Here is a 20398-nt window from a genome sequence, read left to right as displayed (position 1 = left end):
AAACCTGATCCCGTCCGTCCGGCTTCGTTCAAGCGAAGGTCTTGGCGAAGGTGTCGATCTCCGCCTTCAGCTTGGCGCGCAGATCGTCCGACAGCGCCTTCTCCTTGCGGATGCCGTCGAGCACGTCCTTGCCGGCCGAGCGCATATGGCTGAGCAAGCCATGCTCGAACTTGCTGACCTGGTCGATCGCCAGCTTGTCGAGATAGCCGTTGACGCCGGCGAAGATCACCGCGACCTGTTCCTCGACCTTGAGCGGCGAGAATTGCGGCTGCTTCAGGAGTTCGGTCAGGCGCGATCCGCGGTTGAGCAGGCGCTGCGTGGCGGCGTCGAGGTCGGAGCCGAACTGAGCGAAGGCCGCCATTTCGCGGTACTGCGCGAGCTCGCCCTTGATCGAGCCGGCGACCTGCTTCATCGCTTTGATCTGCGCCGAGGAGCCGACGCGCGACACCGACAGGCCGACATTGACCGCCGGGCGGACGCCCTGGAAGAACAGATTGGTTTCCAGGAAGATCTGGCCGTCGGTGATCGAGATGACGTTGGTCGGGATGTAGGCCGACACGTCGTTGGCCTGGGTCTCGATGATCGGCAACGCCGTCAGCGAACCGCCGCCATTGTCGTCATTGAGCTTGGCGGCCCGCTCCAGAAGGCGCGAGTGCAGGTAGAAGACGTCGCCCGGATAGGCTTCGCGGCCCGGCGGGCGGCGCAGCAGCAGCGACATCTGGCGATAGGCGACGGCCTGCTTCGACAGATCGTCGTAGCTGATCAGCGCATGCATGCCGTTGTCGCGGAAATATTCGCCCATCGTGCAGGCGGTGAACGGGGCCAGGAACTGCATCGGCGCCGGATCGGAAGCGGTGGCGGCGACGATGATCGAATAGTCGAGCGCGCCGCGCTCTTCGAGAACTTTCACGAACTGCGCGACGGTCGAGCGCTTCTGGCCGACGGCGACGTAGACGCAGTAGAGCTTTTCCTTCTCCGGCCCGTGGTCGTGCACCGATTTCTGGTTGAGCATCGTGTCGAGGATGATCGCGGTCTTGCCGGTCTGGCGATCGCCGATCACCAGCTCGCGCTGGCCGCGGCCGACCGGGATCAGCGCGTCGATAGCCTTGAGGCCGGTCGACATCGGCTCGTTCACCGATTTGCGCGGAATGATGCCGGGCGCCTTGACGTCGACGCGCTTGCGTTCGGTCGCCTGGATCGGGCCCTTGCCGTCGATCGGATTGCCGAGCGCGTCGACGACGCGGCCGAGCAGGCCCATGCCGACAGGCGTATCGACGATGGCGCCGGTGCGCTTGACGATGTCGCCTTCCTTGATGTCGCGGTCGGCGCCGAAGATGACGACGCCGACATTGTCGGCTTCGAGGTTGAGCGCCATGCCGCGGATGCCGCCGGGGAACTCGACCATCTCGCCGGCCTGGACATTGTCGAGGCCATAGACGCGGGCGATGCCGTCACCGACGGACAGAACCTGGCCGACTTCGGAGACCTCGGCCTCCTTGCCGAAATTCTTGATCTGGTCTTTCAGAATTGCGGAAATTTCCGCGGCGCGGATGTCCATCAGCCGACCTCTTTCAGTGCAAGCTTGAGCGAATTGAGTTTGGTTTTGAGCGACGTATCGATTTGGCGCGAGCCGATCTTGACCACCAGCCCGCCGAGCAGCGACGGATCGACGGTCACGGTGATCGCGACATCCTTGCCGGCAACGCTTTTCAGCGCCGCCTTCAGCTCGGTTTGCTGAGCCGCCGTCAGCGCATGCGCCGAGACGACTTCAGCTGATGTCTCGCCACGATGCTCGGCGGCGATCTGGCGGAACGCCTTGATCATGCCTGGCACCGCGAACAGCCGGCGGTTCTGGGCGACGACGCGCAGGAAATTGCCGGTGAGGCCGGTGATCCCTGCCTTGTCGGCGATCGCAGCAATGGCCTTAGCCTGGTCCTCGCTGGAGAACACCGGGCTATTGATCAGGCGGGTAAGGTCGGCACTGCCTTCGAGCATCGCCGCGAAACTGTTGAGGTCGGCCTCGACCTTGGCGACCAAATTCGCCTGGAGCGCGAGTTCGAACAGCGAACCTGCATAGCGCTCTGCGACACCTGAGATTGGCGATGACGATTGGGCCACGGACCGTCTTTTCTCTTATCTGAGGGGCCGCAGATTGTTGGCGCGAGCGAAAACTCTGGCTAAATCTTTGACCTTACTGCATTTTTCCAAGCACGGAGGCGCGGCTTCCGCTATCCCCGGCCGAAAGTCGATTGCCGTCTAGCACAGGCATTTTAAGACCGCAATGCGTCGTCCTGCATGGTTTTCGGGCACTATTGTCGCATCCGGCGGCGGAGTTCAGTCGAAGCCTTTGGATTCAAGACACAAAGCCGAAGGCGAAGGCAAGCGGCAGCGCCGCCAGCACCAGTTCCAAGGCAATGGAAACCCAGTTGAAAGGCGTGTTGGCGCCGTCCGACATCATCGACAGCAGCCGGCCGAAGGCGGTGAACAGCCAGGAAAAGCCAAGCGCCATGTAGAGCAGCGGCTGCGCCAGCAGAATGCAACACAGGCTGACGCCGAGATAAAAGCCCGACATCCTGCCGCGCCCTTCGGCGATCGCCGCCACCCTTTCGGGCTTGACCTGCAGCCGCAGGATGCGGAAGGCCAGCTCCGGCGCCAGGAACAGCAGCAGCCCGAACAGCAAGGTCACGACGGCGCTCGACCATGCCAGCCACTCGCCCTGGCTCATCGGCCATGGAAACGCAAATTCCATCTTGTCCCCCTCGTAAATTGCCGTTTCGAATTCGGGCATTCTAGCGAAGGAAGAAACATGCGCCAGACGGGCGTCGGCAATTTGCGTAAAGTGCATCAACCGACGGCCATCACAAAAAGCTCTGCGGATCGATATCGACCTGCACCCTGACCGAGCCCCGTATCTTCGGCCCGTCGGCCAGCATGGCGCGAATGAAGCCTTGCATGTCGGCGCGCCGCTCGCCCTGGATCAGCAGGCGAAAGCGATGACGGCCGCCGAGCAATGACAGCGGCGCCTCGGCCGGCCCCAGCACGAACAGGTCGGCGGCTTCTGGCGCGGCGCGGCGCAGGCCCCTTGCATGGCCCTCGGCTTCCGCCCGCGTCGCTGCACTGACGATGACGCCGGCGAGCCGGCCGAAAGGCGGCAATGCTGCCCGCTCGCGCTCGGCGATCTCGCGCTCGTAAAAAGCCTCGGCGTCGCCCGAGACGATGGCCCGCATCACCGGGTGGTCGGGCTGGAAGGTCTGCAGCAGGCCGAGGCTCTTCTTGCCGGTTCTTCCGGCGCGGCCGGTCACCTGGCTGAGCAACTGGAAGGTGCGTTCGGCGGCGCGCGGATCGCCATTGGCGAGACCGAGATCGGCGTCGACCACGCCGACCAAAGTCATATTGGGAAAGTTGTGGCCTTTGGCGACGAGCTGCGTGCCGATGACGATGTCCGCGTCGCCATTGGCGATGGCTTCGAGCTCCAGCCTCAGCCGCCGCACGCCGCCCATCAGGTCGGACGACAAGACGATGGTGCGGGCGTCGGGAAAATGGGCGACGACCTCCTCGGCGATGCGCTCGACGCCCGGCCCGCAGGCGACCAGATGGTCGAGCGTGCCGCATTCCGGGCAGGCCTCGGGGCGCCGCTCATTATGTCCGCAATGGTGGCAGACGAGCTGGCCGCGAAAGCGATGTTCGACCAGCCAGGCCGAGCAGACCGGGCAGCCGAAGCGATGACCGCAGACCCGGCACAGCGTCAGCGGCGCATAGCCGCGCCGGTTGAGGAACAGCAGCGATTGTTCCTTTTTCTCCAGCGTCTGCCGCATATGGCCAAGCAGCACCGGCGACAGGAAGCTGCCGCGCGCCGGCGGGGCGCGGCGCATGTCGATCGTCTTCAGGTCGGGAAGCGCCGCCTCGGCAAAGCGCGCCGAAAGCACTGCCCTGCTGTAGCGGCCCTGGCTCGCATTGACCCGGCTCTCGACCGATGGCGTCGCCGAGGCGAGCACGACCGGAAAGCCGCCGATATGGCCGCGCACCACCGCCATGTCGCGGGCGTTGTAGAAGACGCGGTCTTCCTGCTTGTAGGCGGGGTCGTGCTCCTCGTCGACGACGATCAGCCCGAGTTCCCGGAACGGCAGGAACAGAGCCGAACGCGCGCCGGCAACCACGCGCACGCCGCCTTCCGCCACTTGCCGCCAGACACGCTCGCGCATCCTTGGCGGCAGGTCCGAATGCCATTCCGCCGGCTTGGCGCCGAATCGCTCCTGGAAGCGATCGAGGAAGGCGTGGGTCAGCGCGATCTCCGGCAGCAGGATCAGCACTTGGCTACCACGGTCGAGCGCCGCCGCCACCGCCTCGAAATAGACCTCCGTCTTGCCGGACCCGGTCACGCCGTCGAGCAGCGTGACGCCGAATGCGCCGGCCGCGACATTGGTGCGCAGCATGGCGGCCGCATCGCTCTGGTCCGGCATCAGCGAAGGCTGGGCGTAGCTGGGGTCGGGTGCTGCGACCACCGGTCGCGGCGGGATCATGACCGTCTCGAACACGCCTTGCGCTTTCAACCCGTCGATGACGGTCGACGACACGCCGGCCGCATGCGCCAGCCCGGACCGCGTCCAGGCGAGCCCGCCTTCGGCTGTTTCCAGCACGCGCATCCGCGCACCTGTCATCCGGTCGGGGTTGGCGAAGGTGCGTTGCAGCCCTTCGATCCACGGTTCGGGGTCGAAGGCCTCCGGCGCCCGCAGCAGCATGCGCGCCACCATGCCGGGCGGCGACAGCGTGTATTGCGCGATCCAGTCGACGAAGCGGCGCATGGCCTGGTCGATCGGCGGGCAGTCGAAGACCTGCTCGATCGGGCGCAGTTTTTTGGCATCCACCTTTTCGACGGCGCCGTCCCAGACGATGCCGGCAACCTGACGCGGGCCGAGCGGCACGCGCACGATCGAACCCGGCACCACGCACATGCCGGCGGGCACGGCATAGGTGTAGGGGCGCTCGGCGGGCATCGGCACCAGGACCGGTGCAGCCGCGACATAGGGCGAATCTTCCATCATCAGGCGTGACCTTGCCCCGACTTTGGTCTAGAGCAAAGGCCGACCCCAAATGTGCATGGCATGCACATGAAAATCTTCAGGAGACCCGCCATGAAATTTTTTGTCGACACTGCCGATGTCAAGGAAATCCGTGACCTGAACGATCTGGGGCTGCTCGACGGCGTTACCACCAATCCTTCGCTAATCCTCAAATCCGGCGGCAAGATCGCCGACGTCACCAGGGAGATCTGCGAGATCGTCAAAGGCCCGGTCTCGGCCGAAGTCGTCGCCACCGAATACAAGGACATGATGGCGGAGGCCAAGATCCTGGCCAGGATCGCCGACAATGTCTGCATCAAGGTGCCGCTGACGCTCGACGGCCTGAGAGCCTGTAAGGATATCCGGTCGGACGGCCGCATGGTCAATGTCACGCTCTGCTTCTCGGCGACCCAGGCGCTGCTCGCTGCCAAGGCCGGCGCCTCCTTCATCTCGCCCTTCGTCGGCCGCATCGACGACACCGGCTGGGACGGCATGGAACTGATCTCGGACATCCGCACCATCTACGACAATTATGATTTCCAGACCGAGATCCTGACCGCTTCGGTGCGCACCGTGAACCATGTCAAGCAGGCCGCACTGATCGGCGCCGACGTCATCACCGCGCCGCCGGCAACGCTGAAGGCGCTGGTCAAGCACCCGCTGACCGACAAGGGCCTGGAGCAGTTCCTCGCTGATTGGGCCAAGACCGGCCAGAAGATCGGCTGAAGCGAAGACGCCGCGTTCATGAGAAAGGCCGAGCAATCGGCCTTTTTTGTGCGCCAGCAAATGGCTGTGGGCGAGAACCGGAACGTCTTGATCGAGGCCGGAAAGTTAACCCGCCACCGTCTTGCCGTGCTTGACCAGATCCTGGGCGATCGACAGGCGCAGCAGCTCCGCCAGTTCGCGCGCCGCGCGGTTCTCGGCATCGATTTGCGCCCGATAGGTGGCAAACTCCTGACGGGGCTTGTCGTAGGACGACGCTATCGAGCGCCTGCCGATCGCAATCCTCGTGCCGGTTTTGGCGTCGGTCAGCACATAATTCGCGGTCAGCGTCACCGTGCCCGCCGTCGGCTCGTCCTCATCGGTCGTGATCTGCACAGTCGCGGCGGACTCGACAATTTCGGAAACGCCGAGATCGAGCGAATAGGCAGGTGAAGCCGGCTCCCCCGCACCTTGGCCCAACGCGAAGATCAGGTTGTTGCGGACCTGCTGGGCGTAGCGGGTGTTGACCGGCTTGATCGAGATGGACGCGAGTTCGGCGGCAGCGCCAACTTGCGAGCCGGCCGACAGCGGCGCGCTCGAATAGAGCGGGCGCACCGTGCAGGCCGAAACCAGCGCAACCGAAGCGACCAGGCCGCAAAGGGCGATACGGCGCAGCAAATGCGTCACTTCTGTCTTCCCTAAGTCAGGCAACGACATTGACGATCCTCTGCGGGACGATGATCACTTTGCGCGGCGCCTTACCTTCGAGCGCTTTCTGCACGAAGTCGAGAGCCAGAACCGCTTTTTCGACCGCACCTTGGTCCGCGTCGCGGGCAATTGTCAAATCGCCGCGCTTCTTGCCGTTGACCTGGACCGGCAGCACGATCTCGCTGTCGACGACCAGCGCCGGATCATAGACCGGCCACGGCCGTTCGGCGACAAATCCTGTCCCGCCCAAGGTCGACCAGCATTCGTCAGCCAGATGCGGCATCATGGGTGCGATCATGATGACGAGCATTTCCAGTGCCTGACGCAACGCTGGAGCATTTTCCGGGTTCAGACTTCTGCCACCCAAGACATTGTCCCCGCTGAGCTCACTTTTGCTGGCCGTGAAGGCGCCGGCGGGCGCAAGCGCCTGGATAGCATTGACCAATTCATAGAGCCGCGCGATGCCTTTGTTGAAAGCGATCCTCTCAATATCCTCCGCCACCTGCTTGGCGGCACGATGCGCCATACGCGACAGTTCAAGCGCAGGACCGGAAACGCCTTGTGCAGGTGATACCCCTGCCAGCGCGGGCGCTGCCTCCGACACCTGACGCCAGACGCGCTGTACGAAGCGGTGTGCGCCCTCGACGCCAGCTTCCGTCCAGATCACGTCGCGGTCGGGCGGCGAGTCGGACAGCACGAACCAGCGTGCGGTATCAGCGCCGTAGTTTGCCAAGATATCGTCGGGATCGACGACATTCTTCTTCGACTTCGACATTTTCTCGATCGCGCCGATCTCTACCGGCGTGCCGTCGCTGATCAAAGCCGCCTTTCGCTCCCCTTCGACCATGTCAACCCTGACCTCCGCCGGAGTGACATACTGGCCGTTGGCGCCGCTGCCGATACGGTAGGTCTCGTGCACAACCATGCCTTGGGTAAACAGGCCATCGAACGGCTCTTCGACCACATTGAGATGGCCAGTCGCCTTCATGGCGCGGGTGAAGAAGCGCGAATAGAGCAGGTGCAGGATCGCATGCTCGACACCGCCGATGTATTGGTTGACCGGCAGCCAGCCGTTCTTGCCATCGACCGCGGCCATCGTCGTCGGCGCAGACTCGTTCCACGGGTCTGTGAAGCGCGCGAAATACCACGATGAATCGACAAACGTGTCCATCGTATCGGTGTCGCGTCGCGCCGGCTTGCCACATTGCGGACAGTCGACATGCTTCCACGTCGGATGATTGTCTAGCGGATTACCTGGCTTGTCGAAGGAAAGGTGATCCGGCAACTCGACCGGCAAATTCTCGGCGCGCACGGGCACGGCGCCGCAATCGTCGCAATAAATCACCGGTATTGGCGCGCCCCAACAACGTTGGCGCGACACCAGCCAATCGCGCAGCCGGAACTGCACCTTGCGCTCGGCCTGCGGCCGACTGCCGATAGCGATGCCTGACAGCCTGGTCGCTACCTCATCGAATGCGGCCTTTGGCGTCATACCATCAAGGAAGCGCGAATTGATCATCACGCCGTCGTCGGTATAGGCCTCCTCAGTGATCTGGAAGGTCGTGGCGTCGGCGCCTTCCGGCATCACTACCGGAATGACCGGCAGCCCGTATTTATTGGCGAAGTCGAGATCGCGCTGATCGCCAGATGGACAGCCGAAGATGGCACCGGTGCCATAGTCCATCAGCACGAAATTCGCGACATAAACCGGCAGCGTCCAGCTCTCGTCAAACGGATGAACGACCCGGATGCCAGTATCAAATCCCTTTTTCTCGGCGGTCTCGATCTCAGCAGTCGCCGTACCGCCGCGCTTGATATCCTTGATGAAGGCGGCCAACTCGGAGTTGTCTTCCGCAGCCCTTTTCGCCAGCGGATGATCTGCCGCAATTGCCATGAACGAGGCGCCGAAAATAGTGTCGGGCCGGGTCGTGTAGACCTCAAGCTCGCGCTCGCCGGCGGGCGCCGTAGCGGCAGCCAGCGGCCAGCGTATCAGCAGGCCTTCCGAGCGGCCAATCCAGTTGGCCTGCATCAGCTTGACCTTGTCCGGCCAGCGCTCCAGCGTCGACAGGCCGTCCAGCAATTCCTGCGCCATCGAGGTAATCTTGAAGAACCATTGCGTCAGGTCGCGCTGCTCGACCAGTGCGCCGGATCGCCAGCCGCGCCCATCGATGACCTGTTCATTGGCGAGCACCGTCATATCGACCGGATCCCAATTGACCTTCGCCGATTTGCGCTCGGCCAGCCCGGCCTTCCAAAAATCCAGGAACATCTTCTGCTGGTGCTTGTAGTAGCTCGCATCGCAGGTGGCGAACTCGCGGGCCCAGTCCCAAGACAGACCCATCGACTTCAACTGGCCCTTCATCGTTTTGATATTGGCGTAGGTCCAATCGCGTGGATTAACATTGTTGTCGCGCGCCGCGTTTTCGGCCGGCAGGCCGAAGGCATCCCAGCCGATCGGGTGCAGCACGTTGAAACCCTTGGCCCGCTTGTAGCGCGCCACCACGTCGCCTATCGTATAGTTGCGCACATGGCCGATATGGATGCGCCCCGATGGATAGGGGAACATCTCCAGCATGTAGTATTTCGGGCGCGGGTCGTCGTTGTGCGCTTCAAACAGCTTCTTTTCAGCCCAGGCCTTCTGCCATTTGGGCTCTGATGCGCGCGGATTGTATCGTTCAGTTGCCATTGGATGTTTTTCACTTAAAAGCAGGCGCAAACGGCCGGACAATGCCCGGCGGCTCAGGAAATGTCGTCGCGGTGTTCACCATGGATTGCCGGACCCGTCAACTGCGGCGATCCGGCGAGTATCAAAACTAGAGGCAGATATAGGCATGACGAGCGCCGTCGAACAGTTTTTCACGGTCAAGGCGAAGATCGCAGCTGCCGAGCGCGAGGCGGGACGGCAGGCCGGCGCGGTGACGCTGGTCGCGGTCTCGAAGACCTTCGACGCTAACGATATCCGCCCGGTCATCGAGGCCGGCCAGCGTATCTTCGGCGAGAACCGCGTCCAGGAAGCACAAGGAAAATGGCCGGCGCTGAAGGAAGCTTTCCCCGACATCGAGCTGCATCTCATCGGTCCGCTGCAATCGAATAAGGCGAAGGAAGCGGTCGCGTTGTTCGACGTTATCGAGACGGTCGATCGCGAAAAAATCGCCGCCGAACTCGCCAAGGAAATCGCCAGACAGGGCCGATCACCAAAACTCTACGTTCAGGTCAACACCGGTTCGGAACCGCAAAAGGCAGGGATCGAACCGCGCGAAGCCGTCGCCTTCGTTACCCGCTGCCGTACGGTTCACGGCCTCGCCATCGAGGGCCTGATGTGCATTCCGCCGGCCGACGAGAATCCCGGCCCGCATTTCGCGCTGCTGGAGAAACTTGGGCTTGAGGCCGGCGTCGAAAAGCTCTCCATGGGCATGTCCGGCGATTACGAGACGGCGATCGCCTTCGGCGCAACCAGCGTCAGGGTCGGGTCGGCAATCTTCGGTAGCAGGGACAACGCGGCCGCGTCATAGCACCGCATTGCGAGGCCCTGGTCGCGCGCTAGCTCCGAGGGAGAATCCGAGCGACCAAGCATGGCCGTTCCTTTGCACGCCGAAGGAGGGCATCATGAGCACTGAACGCATCCCCCATAATCGATATGTCTCCCACGGGCTGCACCCGCACGTCTATCTGGCGATGGTCGGGCTTGCCGCGTGGTACGCGCTGTCGGCCTGGATAGGCTTCGGCGACGGCGGCTATACCGATTATCTTCTCGTCGTCATGACCGGATTTATCATCATCTCGGTGGCGCTGCCGGCCATTGCCGGGCGTGTCTGGCTTCGGCACCATCACCGTGGCGGCACAGCCGCCCACAGCTTCGAGGACTGGATCGCCGGCGAATTCGACACCGGGCAAGGTCGCGTGAGCGCCAAGACCGCGCTGGTCGAGCTCCTCCTGCCGCTCGCCGCAGTCGCCTTCGGCATGACGGCCTTTGCGATCGTGGCGCGCCTGGCCGGTTGAGGCGGCGGCTTTGCTGTTCGTAACGGCACTGGCCTTCTGCCAGGCCGAAATTCGTTTCGCCAGCAGACTTGAAACGAAACGTTCCGTTCCTATTTGCCTGACGTCACACCAAATTTCTGGAGCAGCACCATGCGCTACAACCAACTCGGAAACACGGGGATGTTCGTCTCCGAACTTTGCCTCGGCACGATGACCTTCGGCGCCGCTGGCGAAAACGCCCAGTGGGGCCTGATCGCCAGCCTCGACCAGGATGGCGTCGACAGGATCGTCGAGCGCTCGCTTGCCGCCGGCGTCAATTTCTTCGACACGGCGGACGTCTATTCCTTCGGCGCATCGGAACGGCTTCTCGGCCAGTCGCTGAGGAACCTCGGCGTCGAGCGCCAGGATGTGATCATCGCCACCAAGGTCCATGGCGCCATGGGCGACGGCCCCAACCAGCGCGGTTCCTCACGCGGCCACATCATGGACTCGGTCGATGCCAGCCTCGAGCGGCTGCAGCTCGACCATATCGATCTCTACCAGCTTCACGGCACCGACACGGTGACGCCGATCGACGAGACGCTGCGGGCGCTCGACGATCTGGTTGCCAGCGGCAAGGTCCGCTATGTCGGCGTCTCGAACTGGGCAGCCTGGCGCATCGCCAAGGCGCTCGGCATTGCCGAGCGCAAAGGCTTTGCCCGTTTCGAGACCGTCCAGTCCTACTACTCGATAGCCGGCCGCGATCTGGAGCGCGAGATCGTTCCACTGTTAAACGAGGAAAAGCTTGGGCTGATGGTCTGGTCGCCGATGGCCGGCGGTCTGCTCTCCGGCAAATACGGACCGGGTGCTCCCGGCAATGGCGAGGGCCGCCGCGCCAGCTTCAATTTCCCACCGGTCAATGAAGATCGCGCCTGGGCGGCGGTTGCCGTCATGCGCGAGATCGCCGGCAAGCACGGCGTCAGTGTCGCCACGGTCGCGCTGGGCTATGTGCTGGCCAAACCGTTCGTGATGAGCGTGATCATCGGCGCCAGCCGTATGGAGCAGCTCGAACAGAACCTTGCCGCCACCGAATTGAAGCTCGATGCCGATGATCTTGCTCGCCTCGACGAGGTCAGCGCTCTGCCGGCCGAATATCCGGGCTGGATGCTCGAGCGTCAGGCGGCGGGGCGGCGGCCGGCGCCCTTTGCGCCGAAAAAATAATTCAATCTTACCCTTCGATTGATGTTTCGGGAGCCGGCAGGGCTCCCGATCCCTTTTGGCCTCACGGCAGCCGGACCGTCTCGACCAGAAAATCGAGAAAGGCCCGCACCCGCGCCGGCAAATGCTTGCCCTGCCCGACATAGACGGCGTGGGTAAGCTCCTCGTCGCCGGGGTTGAAGTCCTCCAGAAGCGGTACCAGCCGCCCGGCTGCGATGTCGGGTTCCACATGCCAGCGCGCCAGCCGGGCGATGCCCGCTCCGGAGAGCGCCATCAGCCGCATCGCCTCGCCATCGCTGACCAGTGCATTTCCGGTGATCGGCACGAAAACAGCCTTGCCGGTCGCGTCGACGAAAGGCCAGCCGTCGACATGGCGCACGAAACAGAAACCCATCCGATTGTGACGATCGAGATCGGCCGGCGTTCGCGGCGTGTCATGCCTCCCGAGGTAGGATGGCGCGGCGACGACGACCACCGGACTTTGCCCGAGCTTGCGCGCCACCAACCGTGATTCGCCGAGCGGCCCGGCGCGGATGGCGATATCGGCGCGCTCCTCCATCAGGTCGATGACGCTGTCGGTCAAAACCAGATCGATTACGATTTCCGGATAGCGCTCTAGAAAACGCGGCAAAAGCGGGATCAGCCGGTGCTGCCCGAACGGCACGTAGCTGTTGACGCGCAGCCGCCCACGCGGGGCAGCGCCCGCCGCCGCCTCGCGCTCGGCTGCCGCCATGTCGGCCAGGATGCGCACGCCGCTGTCGAAGAAGGCCACTCCCTCCGGTGTCAGTTGCAGCTTGCGTGTCGAACGGCTGACCAGCCGAGCGCCAAGACGCGCCTCCAGCCGCGCAATCAGCTTGCTGACCGCCGATGGCGTCATGCGCAGCGCGCGTGCGGCGGCCGAAAAGCTGCCGGCCTCGACGACGCGGACGAACACTTCGATCTCGCCGGAGCGGTTGATGTCGGGTCTCGCCATTCGTGAATCTATTTCACAGACAATGTGCCCAATGCAAGACTGGTTCACAGCACATGGCGACACGATCTTCCGGGTCGGGGCGCCTTAGGACGCGGCGTCCCTTCGTAAAACGGCCGCGATCGAAGTGGGAACCGCCATGCCTCTTGCCCTTTATGCCCTCGCCGCCGGTGCCTTCGGCATCGGTGTCACCGAATTCGTCATCATGGGCCTGCTGCTCGACGTCAGCACCGATCTCGGCGTCTCGATCTCGGCCGCCGGCCAGCTGATTTCAGGCTATGCGCTCGGCGTCGTCATCGGCGCACCGCTGCTGACCATCGCCACCGGCCGCTGGCCGCGCAAGACCGTGCTTCTGGCGCTGATGGCGATCTTTACGCTGGGCAATCTCGCCTGCGCGCTCGCCCCAGACTACTGGACACTGATGGGTGCCCGCGTGCTCACCGCCTTTGCCCACGGCACCTTCTTCGGCGTTGGCTCGGTCGTTGCGACCGGCCTGGTGGCGCCCAACAAGAAGGCCTCGGCGATCGCCCTGATGTTCACTGGCCTGACCATTGCCAACATCCTCGGCGTGCCCTTCGGCACCTGGCTCGGCCAGGCCTTCGGCTGGCGGGCGACCTTCTGGGCGGTAACCCTGGTCGGCATCGTCGCCTTCGCCATCATTCTGCTGCTGGTGCCGCGCAGCCAGGCGGCGCCTGAGAAGAGCAATTTGCGCGGCGATCTCGCCGTGCTCGGCCGCGCACCGGTTCTGCTCGGCTTCGCCACCACCGTACTTGGCTATGCCGGCGTCTTCGCCGTCTTCACCTATATCGCCCCCTTGCTGACCGAGATCACCGGTTTTGCGGAAGCCGCTGTGTCACCGATCCTGCTTGTCTTCGGCGGCGGCCTCATCGCCGGCAATCTGCTCGGCGGCAAGTTCGCCGACCGCTGGCTGGTGCCTTCCGTTCTCGGCAGTCTCGTCGTCCTGGCGCTGGTGCTCGGCACGATGACCTTTGCCCTGCACAGCCAGGCGATGGCCGTCATCTATGTCGGCCTGCTCGGCGCCGCCGCCTTCGCCACCGTGGCACCGCTGCAGATGTGGGTGCTGGAGAAGGCGCAAGGCGCCGGCCAGAGCCTCGCCTCGTCCTTCAACATCGCCGCCTTCAATCTCGGCAATGCCGCCGGCGCCTGGCTCGGCGGCGTGGTCATCGCCCATGGCCCCGGCCTGGGCGCCGTCACCTGGGTCGCCGCCCTGCTGCCGGTCGCGGCGCTCGGCGTCGCCACACTGGCGCTGCGTCTCGAAAGAAGCGAAGAGCGATTCGCACCGGTCGCTGTCTGCCCCGGCACAACGGAGTAACTGCTGCCCGAATGATCCGAATGCCCGATCCCGACAGAAACCACGACACGACCCAAGAGGAGAGACCGTTGTGACCAGCATGAGATACCCGGTTCGCCGCGCCATCACTGCCGTGACAACCAAGCACTTGAAGCTCGCTCTGCTCGCATTGGTAGCTTCCTTAATATTCGATCCGGCCATCGCCGGCGAAAAGCAGGCTTGGGTGGGCACTTGGCTGGCCAGTCCTCAATCGACATGGGGAGCCGATTTTGCCCTGCCGGTTAAGATACCGCCGAAGCTTGGGAACCAGACCATCCGCCAGACAGCCAGGATCAGCCTTGGCGGCCAGAGGTTCCGCGTCGTGTTGTCGAACGAGTATGCAAGCACGCCGGTGCAGATCGGCGAAGCTCATGTGGCGGTCGCCGGCGATGGCTCAAAAATTGTCTCCGGCACCGATCGCGTAATGACTTTCGGCGGGCGGGAGAAGGCAATAATTCCGTCAGGCGCATCCCTGACCAGCGACCCCGTGGACTTGCCCGTCGACGCTCTGAGCCACCTTTCCGTGTCGGTCTATCTGCCGCAGGAAACGCCGCTCTCCACCTTCCATTGGGATGGCAAGCAGACTGCTTACATCGGCGCCGGCAACCAGACGACTTCGGAAGCATTCGCGACCACCCAAACCACCGACGCACGTATCCTGCTTACCGAAATCCTGGTTGATGCGCCCGCAAATGACGGTGCCATCGTCGCCATCGGCGATTCGATCACCGACGGGAACGGGGCTTCGCTGGACACAGACAACCGTTGGCCCGACTTCCTCGCCGAGCGCCTCGTCCCGAAACAAATGGCGGTGGTCAACGCGGGCATATCCGGGGCTAGGCTGCTGGACGATGCAATGGGAGTGAAAGCATCCGCCCGCTTCAGCCGCGATGTCCTTGCTCAGCCCGGTGTCAAGGCCGTGATCCTGCTCATCGGCATCAACGACATCAGTTGGCCCGGAACGCCATTCGCGCCCGAAAAATCCCTGCCTTCGTTCGAAAGCTTGATTAGCGGATACCTGCAACTCGCTGCCCAGGCTCACGCTCACAATCTCAGTATTGTCGGCGGCACGTTGACCCCGTTCGAGGGTGCGTTGAGCGGCACGCCTCTCGATGCTTATTACACGCCTGAAAAGGAGGCGTTGCGCCAGAAGGTCAACAGCTGGATCAGAACCAGCGGCGCCTTCGATGCCGTAGTCGACTTCGACCTCTTGCTCCGCGACCCATCGCATCCGACGCGCCTGCTGCCCGAGTTCGATTCCGGCGACCATCTTCATCCGGGCGACAACGGAAACCGGGCCATGGCCGACGCCATCGACCTCAATATGCTGGTCAAAAACTGAGCGGAACATCGGCTGCCTAGCTCGCAACTCAAAAGGATAAGATCATGGACTATCGACGTCTCGGCGCATCGGGCCTGAAGGTCCCGGCGCTCTCGTTCGGCGCTGGAACCTTCGGCGGTTCGGGGCCACTGTTCGGCGCGTGGGGCAACAGCGATGCCAAGGAGGCCCGGCGGCTGATCGACATCTGCCTCGAGGCCGGCGTCAACCTGTTCGATACCGCCGACGTCTATTCGAACGGCGCTTCCGAGGAAGTGCTCGGCGAAGCCATCAAGGGCCGCCGCGACGCGGTGCTGATCTCGACCAAAACCTCGCTGCCGATGGGTGACGGGCCGGCCGACTACGGCTCCTCACGTTCGCGGTTGATCAAATCGGTGGAAGACGCGCTGAGGCGTCTCGGCACCGACTACATCGACCTTTTGCAGCTGCACGCTTTCGACGCCGCAACGCCGATCGAGGAGGTGCTGTCGACGCTGGACAGTCTCGTGCGCGCCGGCAAGCTGCGCTATGTCGGCGTCTCCAACTTTTCCGGCTGGCAAGTGATGAAATCGCTCGGTCTGGCGGATAAGCATGGCTACCCGCGCTACGTCGCCCATCAGGTTTATTACTCGCTGGTCGGGCGCGACTATGAATGGGAGCTGATGCCGCTCGGCCTCGACCAGGGTGTCGGCGCGCTGGTCTGGAGCCCGCTCGGTTGGGGCCGCCTGACCGGCAAGATCCGCCGCGGCGAGAAGCTGCCGGAGAAAAGCCGGCTGCACGACACCGCAAGCTTTGGGCCACCGGTCGAGGACGAGCAGCTCTACCGGGTGGTCGATGCGCTCGACGCGATAGCTGAGGAAACCGGCAAGACCGTGCCGCAGATCGCCATCAACTGGCTCTTGCAGCGCCCGACCGTGTCGTCAGTCATCATCGGCGCGCGCAACGAGGAACAGCTGCGCCAGAACCTCGGCGCGATCGGCTGGACGTTAACGGCCGAGCAGATGAAGAAGCTCGACACGGCAAGCGAAGTCACCGCGCCCTATCCTTATTTTCCCTATCGCCGGCAGGAAGGTTTCGCCAGGCTCAGCCCGCCCGCGGTGTGAACCCGCTCGATCATTCGTTTCGGGTGACCCCAACTTCGTCATCCCAGGGCGCAGCAGGAGCGAAGCTCCGTCGCGGAGACCCTGGGATCCATGCCGTTACCTTAGCCGAAGTATGCAGCGGAGCAGAATTCTGCACCGCAGCAGCGCTCGGAAGTCGCGGCATGGATCCTCGGGTCTGCGCCGCGTCGCTACGCTCCTTGCTCCGCCCGTGGATGACGAAGTGGTTGATGTTTTCGCCAATCGCCAAGGCGTGGGATCCGCTGACGCAACGGTCCGTCAAACTTCAGCGCCGTAGCCCTTAATGCAGCACGAACTCGCCGTCGACCTTGTGCCATTCATTGGGCGCAATCAGCTTCTGGTGCGTGTAGCTCACCGAATGCAGCGGGCCATCGAGCTTGGTCTGCCAAAACTCGATGAACCGGATCAGCACCGGAAATTTCGGAGCGATGTCGTAGTCCTGCCAGATGAAGCTCTGCAGCAGATGCGGATGATCGGGAAAATGATAAAGAATCTTGGCCGTGGTCAAGCCATATCCCCTAAGCATCAGGTCCATTTCCGATTGGTCGCGCATTTCGATCCTCTGGGTTGATTCTCCTTTCCTCCCAATGCAAAATTGTGCGCGCTATTTGCTTAATCGTCTATTGATTTTTTGTGGCGTAGACCGGATTTACTACATAAAAACATGCAGTTAGCAGCGATCCAGCCTGAGTGCTGACAGCGGCGAGGAAAGCTTCTGCGGCATCCCGCCGCGCGAACCCAACGTCTAATGTTGCCGTCACCGCGGAACTGTTAATAATGCGCGCGAATTCGTGGCCGCTTCGCCGCGATGCCGCCGGCGGTGAAGCCGGGCGGCCTGGTTTTGGGAGGAAAGTGAAAATATGTCCGAGGTTCATGTCCATCGCGTCCAGCCGGCGTGGAAGAAGAATGCGCTGATCGACAATGACACCTATTTGAAATGGTACGCCGACAGCGTGAAGAACCCGGACAAGTTCTGGGGCAAGCACGGCAAGCGCATCGACTGGTTCAAGCCTTACAGCAAGGTCAAGAACACCTCGTTCGACGGCAAGGTCTCGATCAAATGGTTCGAGGACGGCGAAACCAATGTCTCGTGGAATTGCATCGACCGGCATCTGAAGAAGCGCGGCGACCAGACCGCCATCATCTGGGAAGGCGACAACCCATACGACGACAGGAAGATCACCTATAACGAGCTCTACGCACATGTCTGCCGACTCGCCAATGTGATGAAGAAGCACGGCGTCAAGAAGGGCGACCGCGTCACCATCTATATGCCGATGATCCCGGAAGCCGCCTATGCGATGCTCGCCTGCACACGCATCGGTGCCATCCATTCGGTGGTCTTCGGCGGCTTCTCGCCGGACGCGCTGGCCGGCCGCATCGACGACTGCAAATCGACCTTCGTCATCACCGCCGACGAGGGCGTGCGCGGCGGCAAGCCAATCCCGCTGAAGGAGAACACCGACAAGGCGATCGAGATCGCGGCCAAGGCCGGAACGAAAGTCGAGAAGGTCGTGGTCGTGCGCCGCACCGGCGGCAAGACCGGTTGGGTGGCCGGGCGCGACGTCTGGTATCACGACGAGGTCGCGACGGTTAAGGCGGAATGCAAGCCGGAGAAGATGAAGGCCGAGGATCCGCTGTTCATCCTCTATACATCAGGCTCGACGGGCAAGCCGAAAGGTGTGCTGCACACCACTGCCGGCTATCTCGTCTATGTCTCGATGACCCACCAACATGTCTTCGACTACCATGACGGTGATATCTACTGGTGCACCGCCGATGTCGGCTGGGTTACCGGCCACAGCTACATCGTCTACGGGCCGCTCGCCAACGGAGCCACCACGCTGATGTTCGAAGGTGTGCCGAACTACCCGTCGCACTCCCGTTTCTGGGAGGTCGTCGACAAGCACAAGGTCAACATCTTCTACACCGCGCCAACGGCGTTGCGCGCGCTGATGGGCGCCGGCGACGCCCACGTCGCCAAGACGTCGCGAAAGTCGCTGCGCGTGCTCGGCACGGTCGGCGAGCCGATCAATCCGGAGGCCTGGGAGTGGTATTTTAACGTCGTCGGCAGCGGCAAGGTGCCGATCGTCGACACATGGTGGCAGACCGAGACCGGCGGCATCCTGATCACGCCGCTGCCCGGCGCCACCCACCTCAAGGCGGGGTCCGCGACGCGGCCTTTCTTCGGCGTCAAGCCGCAACTGGTCGACGGAGACGGCAAGGTGCTGGAAGGTGTTGCAAGCGGCAATCTCTGCATCGCCGATTCATGGCCGGGCCAGATGCGCACCGTCTATGGCGACCACGAACGCTTCGTGCAGACCTATTTCTCGACCTACAAGGGCAAATACTTTACCGGCGACGGCTGCCGCCGCGACGCCGACGGCTACTACTGGATCACCGGCCGCGTCGACGATGTCATCAATGTCTCCGGCCACCGTATGGGCACGGCCGAGGTCGAATCCGCACTCGTTTCGCACGAGAAAGTCTCGGAAGCCGCAGTCGTCGGCTACCCACACGACATCAAGGGCCAGGGCATCTACTGCTACGTCACATTGATGGCAGGCGAGAAGCCGAGCGAGGAGCTGCGCAAGGAACTTGTCGCCCATGTCCGCAAGGATATCGGCGCCATTGCCACGCCCGATAAGATCCAGTTCGCTCCCGGTCTGCCGAAAACCCGTTCGGGCAAGATCATGCGGCGCATCCTGCGCAAGATCGCCGAGGACGATTTTTCAGCGCTTGGCGATACCTCGACGCTGGCTGACCCGGCGGTCGTCGACGACCTCGTCGCCAACCGGCAGAACAAGAGGGCCTGATGCCCGCCTCGACGAGGATCGGCACTGTCAGCGAGCTCTGGCGCTATCCGGCGAGTTCGCTCGCCGGCGAACGCCAGGATGTGATCTCCGTCGGCCTCGAGACCATCGACGGCGACCGCCTGTTCGGCCTTGTCGACGCCTCTGACGGTGAGATCGCGCGGCCTGACCGCGAGGGGAAATGGCACAAGGTGCCGCTCATTCGGACCCGGCTGAGTGGTGACCGTGCGCTTGAGATTGCCGTTCCCGGTGGCAAGTGGCTGACGGCGCCGAGCGTCGAGAGCGACTATGCCGTCTCTGCCTTTCTCGGCTTTGCGGCCTCGATCCGGCCGTTTCGCCAGAAAGATGCGCCTGACTACGCCGGCCTTCTGACCGCCGAGCGTTACCGCAAGGCGCCTATCCATCTCCTGACCACCGCTTCGCTGGCGCGTCTGAAGGCGCTGCATCCGGAAGGCGCCGCCGACCCGCGCCGTTTCCGCCCCAACATCGTCGTCGACATGGCGGCAGTCGACGGATCATTCCCGGAGACGGAATGGATCGGACGCAAGCTGGCGATCGGCGATCTGCTGCTGACCATCTCCGAACCATGCCGTCGCTGCGGCTTCACTATCATCGCCCAGGACGGCTTCGACAACGACCCGGCAATCCTGCGCAACCTGGTCCGCCACAACGCGCATAATCTCGGCGTCTATTGCACGGTGGACAGGCCGGCGCGGGTAGAAATCGGCGCAACGATGCGCTTGGTTTAGGGCAGTGCCATGGCTCGGACTTTCCGGGCCTGCTCCCTTAGGCCTGACATGCCAACATCATCCGCGCGAAGGTTGATCGTTCCAGAGCCGCCCCTGGCTAACGCCTGGTCCAACATGTCTGCAAGGGTCTTGCCTTCCCTGGCAACATCAACAGCCTTGCTTTTATCCTCTTTTGCCTTGGCCTCACCGTCCTTGGCCTTGTCAGTCTCGACGGATTGCACTTTGACGCCCCATAGCGCCCCGGCAGCGGCAAACGCCAGCGACTGAAGCGCCGTCATGATGGACATCATGCGGCCCCATGTGGTCTCATCCACGTTGAGCCGGTTCCACATTAGCGCAATAGTAACAAACCACATCACCAGGGTTGCTATGGCCAATAGCCACGGCACACCGATGTCTAGGACCTTCCGCTCAGCCATTTATGCCTCCCC

The 20398-nt window shown here is 63.0% G+C and carries 18 protein-coding genes; 9 read left to right on the top strand and 9 right to left on the bottom strand.

Annotated features, from left to right (window positions below):
* Nucleotides 1-28: 28 nt before the first annotated feature.
* The 4 genes from atpA to ABID19_RS19795 form a co-directional block, all read right to left on the bottom strand.
* Nucleotides 29-1558, bottom strand: coding sequence for a F0F1 ATP synthase subunit alpha (gene atpA, locus ABID19_RS19810; protein WP_354492635.1), 1530 nt, complete (start codon nt 1556-1558; stop codon nt 29-31).
* A complete protein-coding gene (locus tag ABID19_RS19805) occupies nt 1558-2118 on the bottom strand; it encodes a F0F1 ATP synthase subunit delta (RefSeq protein ID WP_354492634.1) in 561 nt (186 codons plus the stop codon). The genes atpA and ABID19_RS19805 overlap by 1 nt, the downstream gene beginning before the upstream one ends.
* Nucleotides 2119-2353: 235 nt before the next feature.
* Nucleotides 2354-2749 (bottom strand): AGROH133_08824 family phage infection protein, encoded by a 396-nt coding sequence (locus tag ABID19_RS19800; RefSeq protein ID WP_354492632.1) that lies wholly within the window; start codon nt 2747-2749, stop codon nt 2354-2356.
* Nucleotides 2750-2858: 109 nt separating this feature from the next.
* Entirely contained in the window at nt 2859-5042 is a 2184-nt protein-coding gene (locus ABID19_RS19795; RefSeq protein ID WP_354492630.1) for a primosomal protein N', read from the bottom strand.
* A gap of 90 nt (nt 5043-5132) precedes the next feature.
* On the opposite strand from ABID19_RS19795, the gene fsa reads away from it, so the two are divergent.
* Nucleotides 5133-5786: a fructose-6-phosphate aldolase gene (fsa, locus tag ABID19_RS19790; RefSeq protein ID WP_354492628.1), complete on the top strand. Its 654-nt coding sequence runs from the start codon at nt 5133-5135 to the stop codon at nt 5784-5786.
* Between the two features lie 105 nt (nt 5787-5891).
* On the opposite strand, the gene lptE is transcribed toward fsa, so the two are convergent.
* Both lptE and leuS read right to left on the bottom strand, forming a co-directional pair.
* Nucleotides 5892-6479, bottom strand: coding sequence for an LPS assembly lipoprotein LptE (gene lptE, locus ABID19_RS19785; RefSeq protein WP_354492627.1), 588 nt, complete (start codon nt 6477-6479; stop codon nt 5892-5894).
* Nucleotides 6466-9156: a leucine--tRNA ligase gene (gene leuS / locus ABID19_RS19780; RefSeq protein ID WP_354492625.1), complete on the bottom strand. Its 2691-nt coding sequence runs from the start codon at nt 9154-9156 to the stop codon at nt 6466-6468. The genes lptE and leuS overlap by 14 nt, the downstream gene beginning before the upstream one ends.
* 145 nt (nt 9157-9301) lie before the next feature.
* On the opposite strand from leuS, the gene ABID19_RS19775 reads away from it, so the two are divergent.
* The 3 genes from ABID19_RS19775 (at nt 9302) to ABID19_RS19765 (ending at nt 11648) form a co-directional block, all read left to right on the top strand.
* A complete protein-coding gene (locus tag ABID19_RS19775) occupies nt 9302-9982 on the top strand; it encodes a YggS family pyridoxal phosphate-dependent enzyme (protein WP_354492623.1) in 681 nt (226 codons plus the stop codon).
* 94 nt (nt 9983-10076) lie between these two features.
* Complete coding sequence (locus tag ABID19_RS19770; RefSeq protein ID WP_354492621.1) at nt 10077-10469, top strand: hypothetical protein; 393 nt, start codon at nt 10077-10079, stop codon at nt 10467-10469.
* A gap of 129 nt (nt 10470-10598) precedes the next feature.
* Nucleotides 10599-11648 carry an aldo/keto reductase gene (locus tag ABID19_RS19765; RefSeq protein ID WP_354492620.1) on the top strand — a complete coding sequence of 350 codons (1050 nt, stop codon included), beginning with the start codon at nt 10599-10601 and terminating at the stop codon, nt 11646-11648.
* A 61-nt stretch (nt 11649-11709) separates the two neighbouring features.
* Here the strand turns inward: ABID19_RS19765 and ABID19_RS19760 are convergent, their stop codons facing one another.
* Nucleotides 11710-12618: a LysR family transcriptional regulator gene (locus ABID19_RS19760; RefSeq protein WP_354492618.1), complete on the bottom strand. Its 909-nt coding sequence runs from the start codon at nt 12616-12618 to the stop codon at nt 11710-11712.
* A gap of 136 nt (nt 12619-12754) precedes the next feature.
* On the opposite strand from ABID19_RS19760, the gene ABID19_RS19755 reads away from it, so the two are divergent.
* From ABID19_RS19755 to ABID19_RS19745, 3 genes are all read left to right on the top strand, one after another.
* A complete protein-coding gene (locus ABID19_RS19755; RefSeq protein WP_354492616.1) occupies nt 12755-13948 on the top strand; it encodes an MFS transporter in 1194 nt (397 codons plus the stop codon).
* Between the two features lie 370 nt (nt 13949-14318).
* Complete coding sequence (locus ABID19_RS19750; RefSeq protein WP_354492614.1) at nt 14319-15308, top strand: SGNH/GDSL hydrolase family protein; 990 nt, start codon at nt 14319-14321, stop codon at nt 15306-15308.
* 44 nt (nt 15309-15352) lie between these two features.
* Nucleotides 15353-16387: an aldo/keto reductase gene (locus ABID19_RS19745; protein WP_354492612.1), complete on the top strand. Its 1035-nt coding sequence runs from the start codon at nt 15353-15355 to the stop codon at nt 16385-16387.
* Between the two features lie 298 nt (nt 16388-16685).
* Here the strand turns inward: ABID19_RS19745 and ABID19_RS19740 are convergent, their stop codons facing one another.
* Nucleotides 16686-16958 (bottom strand): usg protein, encoded by a 273-nt coding sequence (locus tag ABID19_RS19740; protein WP_095487597.1) that lies wholly within the window; start codon nt 16956-16958, stop codon nt 16686-16688.
* A gap of 307 nt (nt 16959-17265) precedes the next feature.
* Between ABID19_RS19740 and acs the strand changes: the two genes are divergently transcribed.
* Both acs and ABID19_RS19730 read left to right on the top strand, forming a co-directional pair.
* Nucleotides 17266-19221: an acetate--CoA ligase gene (gene acs, locus ABID19_RS19735; protein ID WP_354492611.1), complete on the top strand. Its 1956-nt coding sequence runs from the start codon at nt 17266-17268 to the stop codon at nt 19219-19221.
* Nucleotides 19221-19967, top strand: coding sequence for an MOSC domain-containing protein (locus ABID19_RS19730; RefSeq protein WP_354492610.1), 747 nt, complete (start codon nt 19221-19223; stop codon nt 19965-19967). The genes acs and ABID19_RS19730 overlap by 1 nt, the downstream gene beginning before the upstream one ends.
* Here ABID19_RS19730 and ABID19_RS19725 read toward each other — a convergent pair.
* Nucleotides 19964-20386: a hypothetical protein gene (locus tag ABID19_RS19725; protein ID WP_354492608.1), complete on the bottom strand. Its 423-nt coding sequence runs from the start codon at nt 20384-20386 to the stop codon at nt 19964-19966. The genes ABID19_RS19730 and ABID19_RS19725 overlap by 4 nt on opposite strands.
* Nucleotides 20387-20398: the final 12 nt, after the last annotated feature.

Origin of the sequence: Mesorhizobium robiniae (genome assembly GCF_040545535.1) — a bacterium.
GTDB classification, from domain to species: domain Bacteria; phylum Pseudomonadota; class Alphaproteobacteria; order Rhizobiales; family Rhizobiaceae; genus Mesorhizobium; species Mesorhizobium robiniae.
This window is presented reverse-complemented; position numbering and strand designations above follow the sequence as displayed.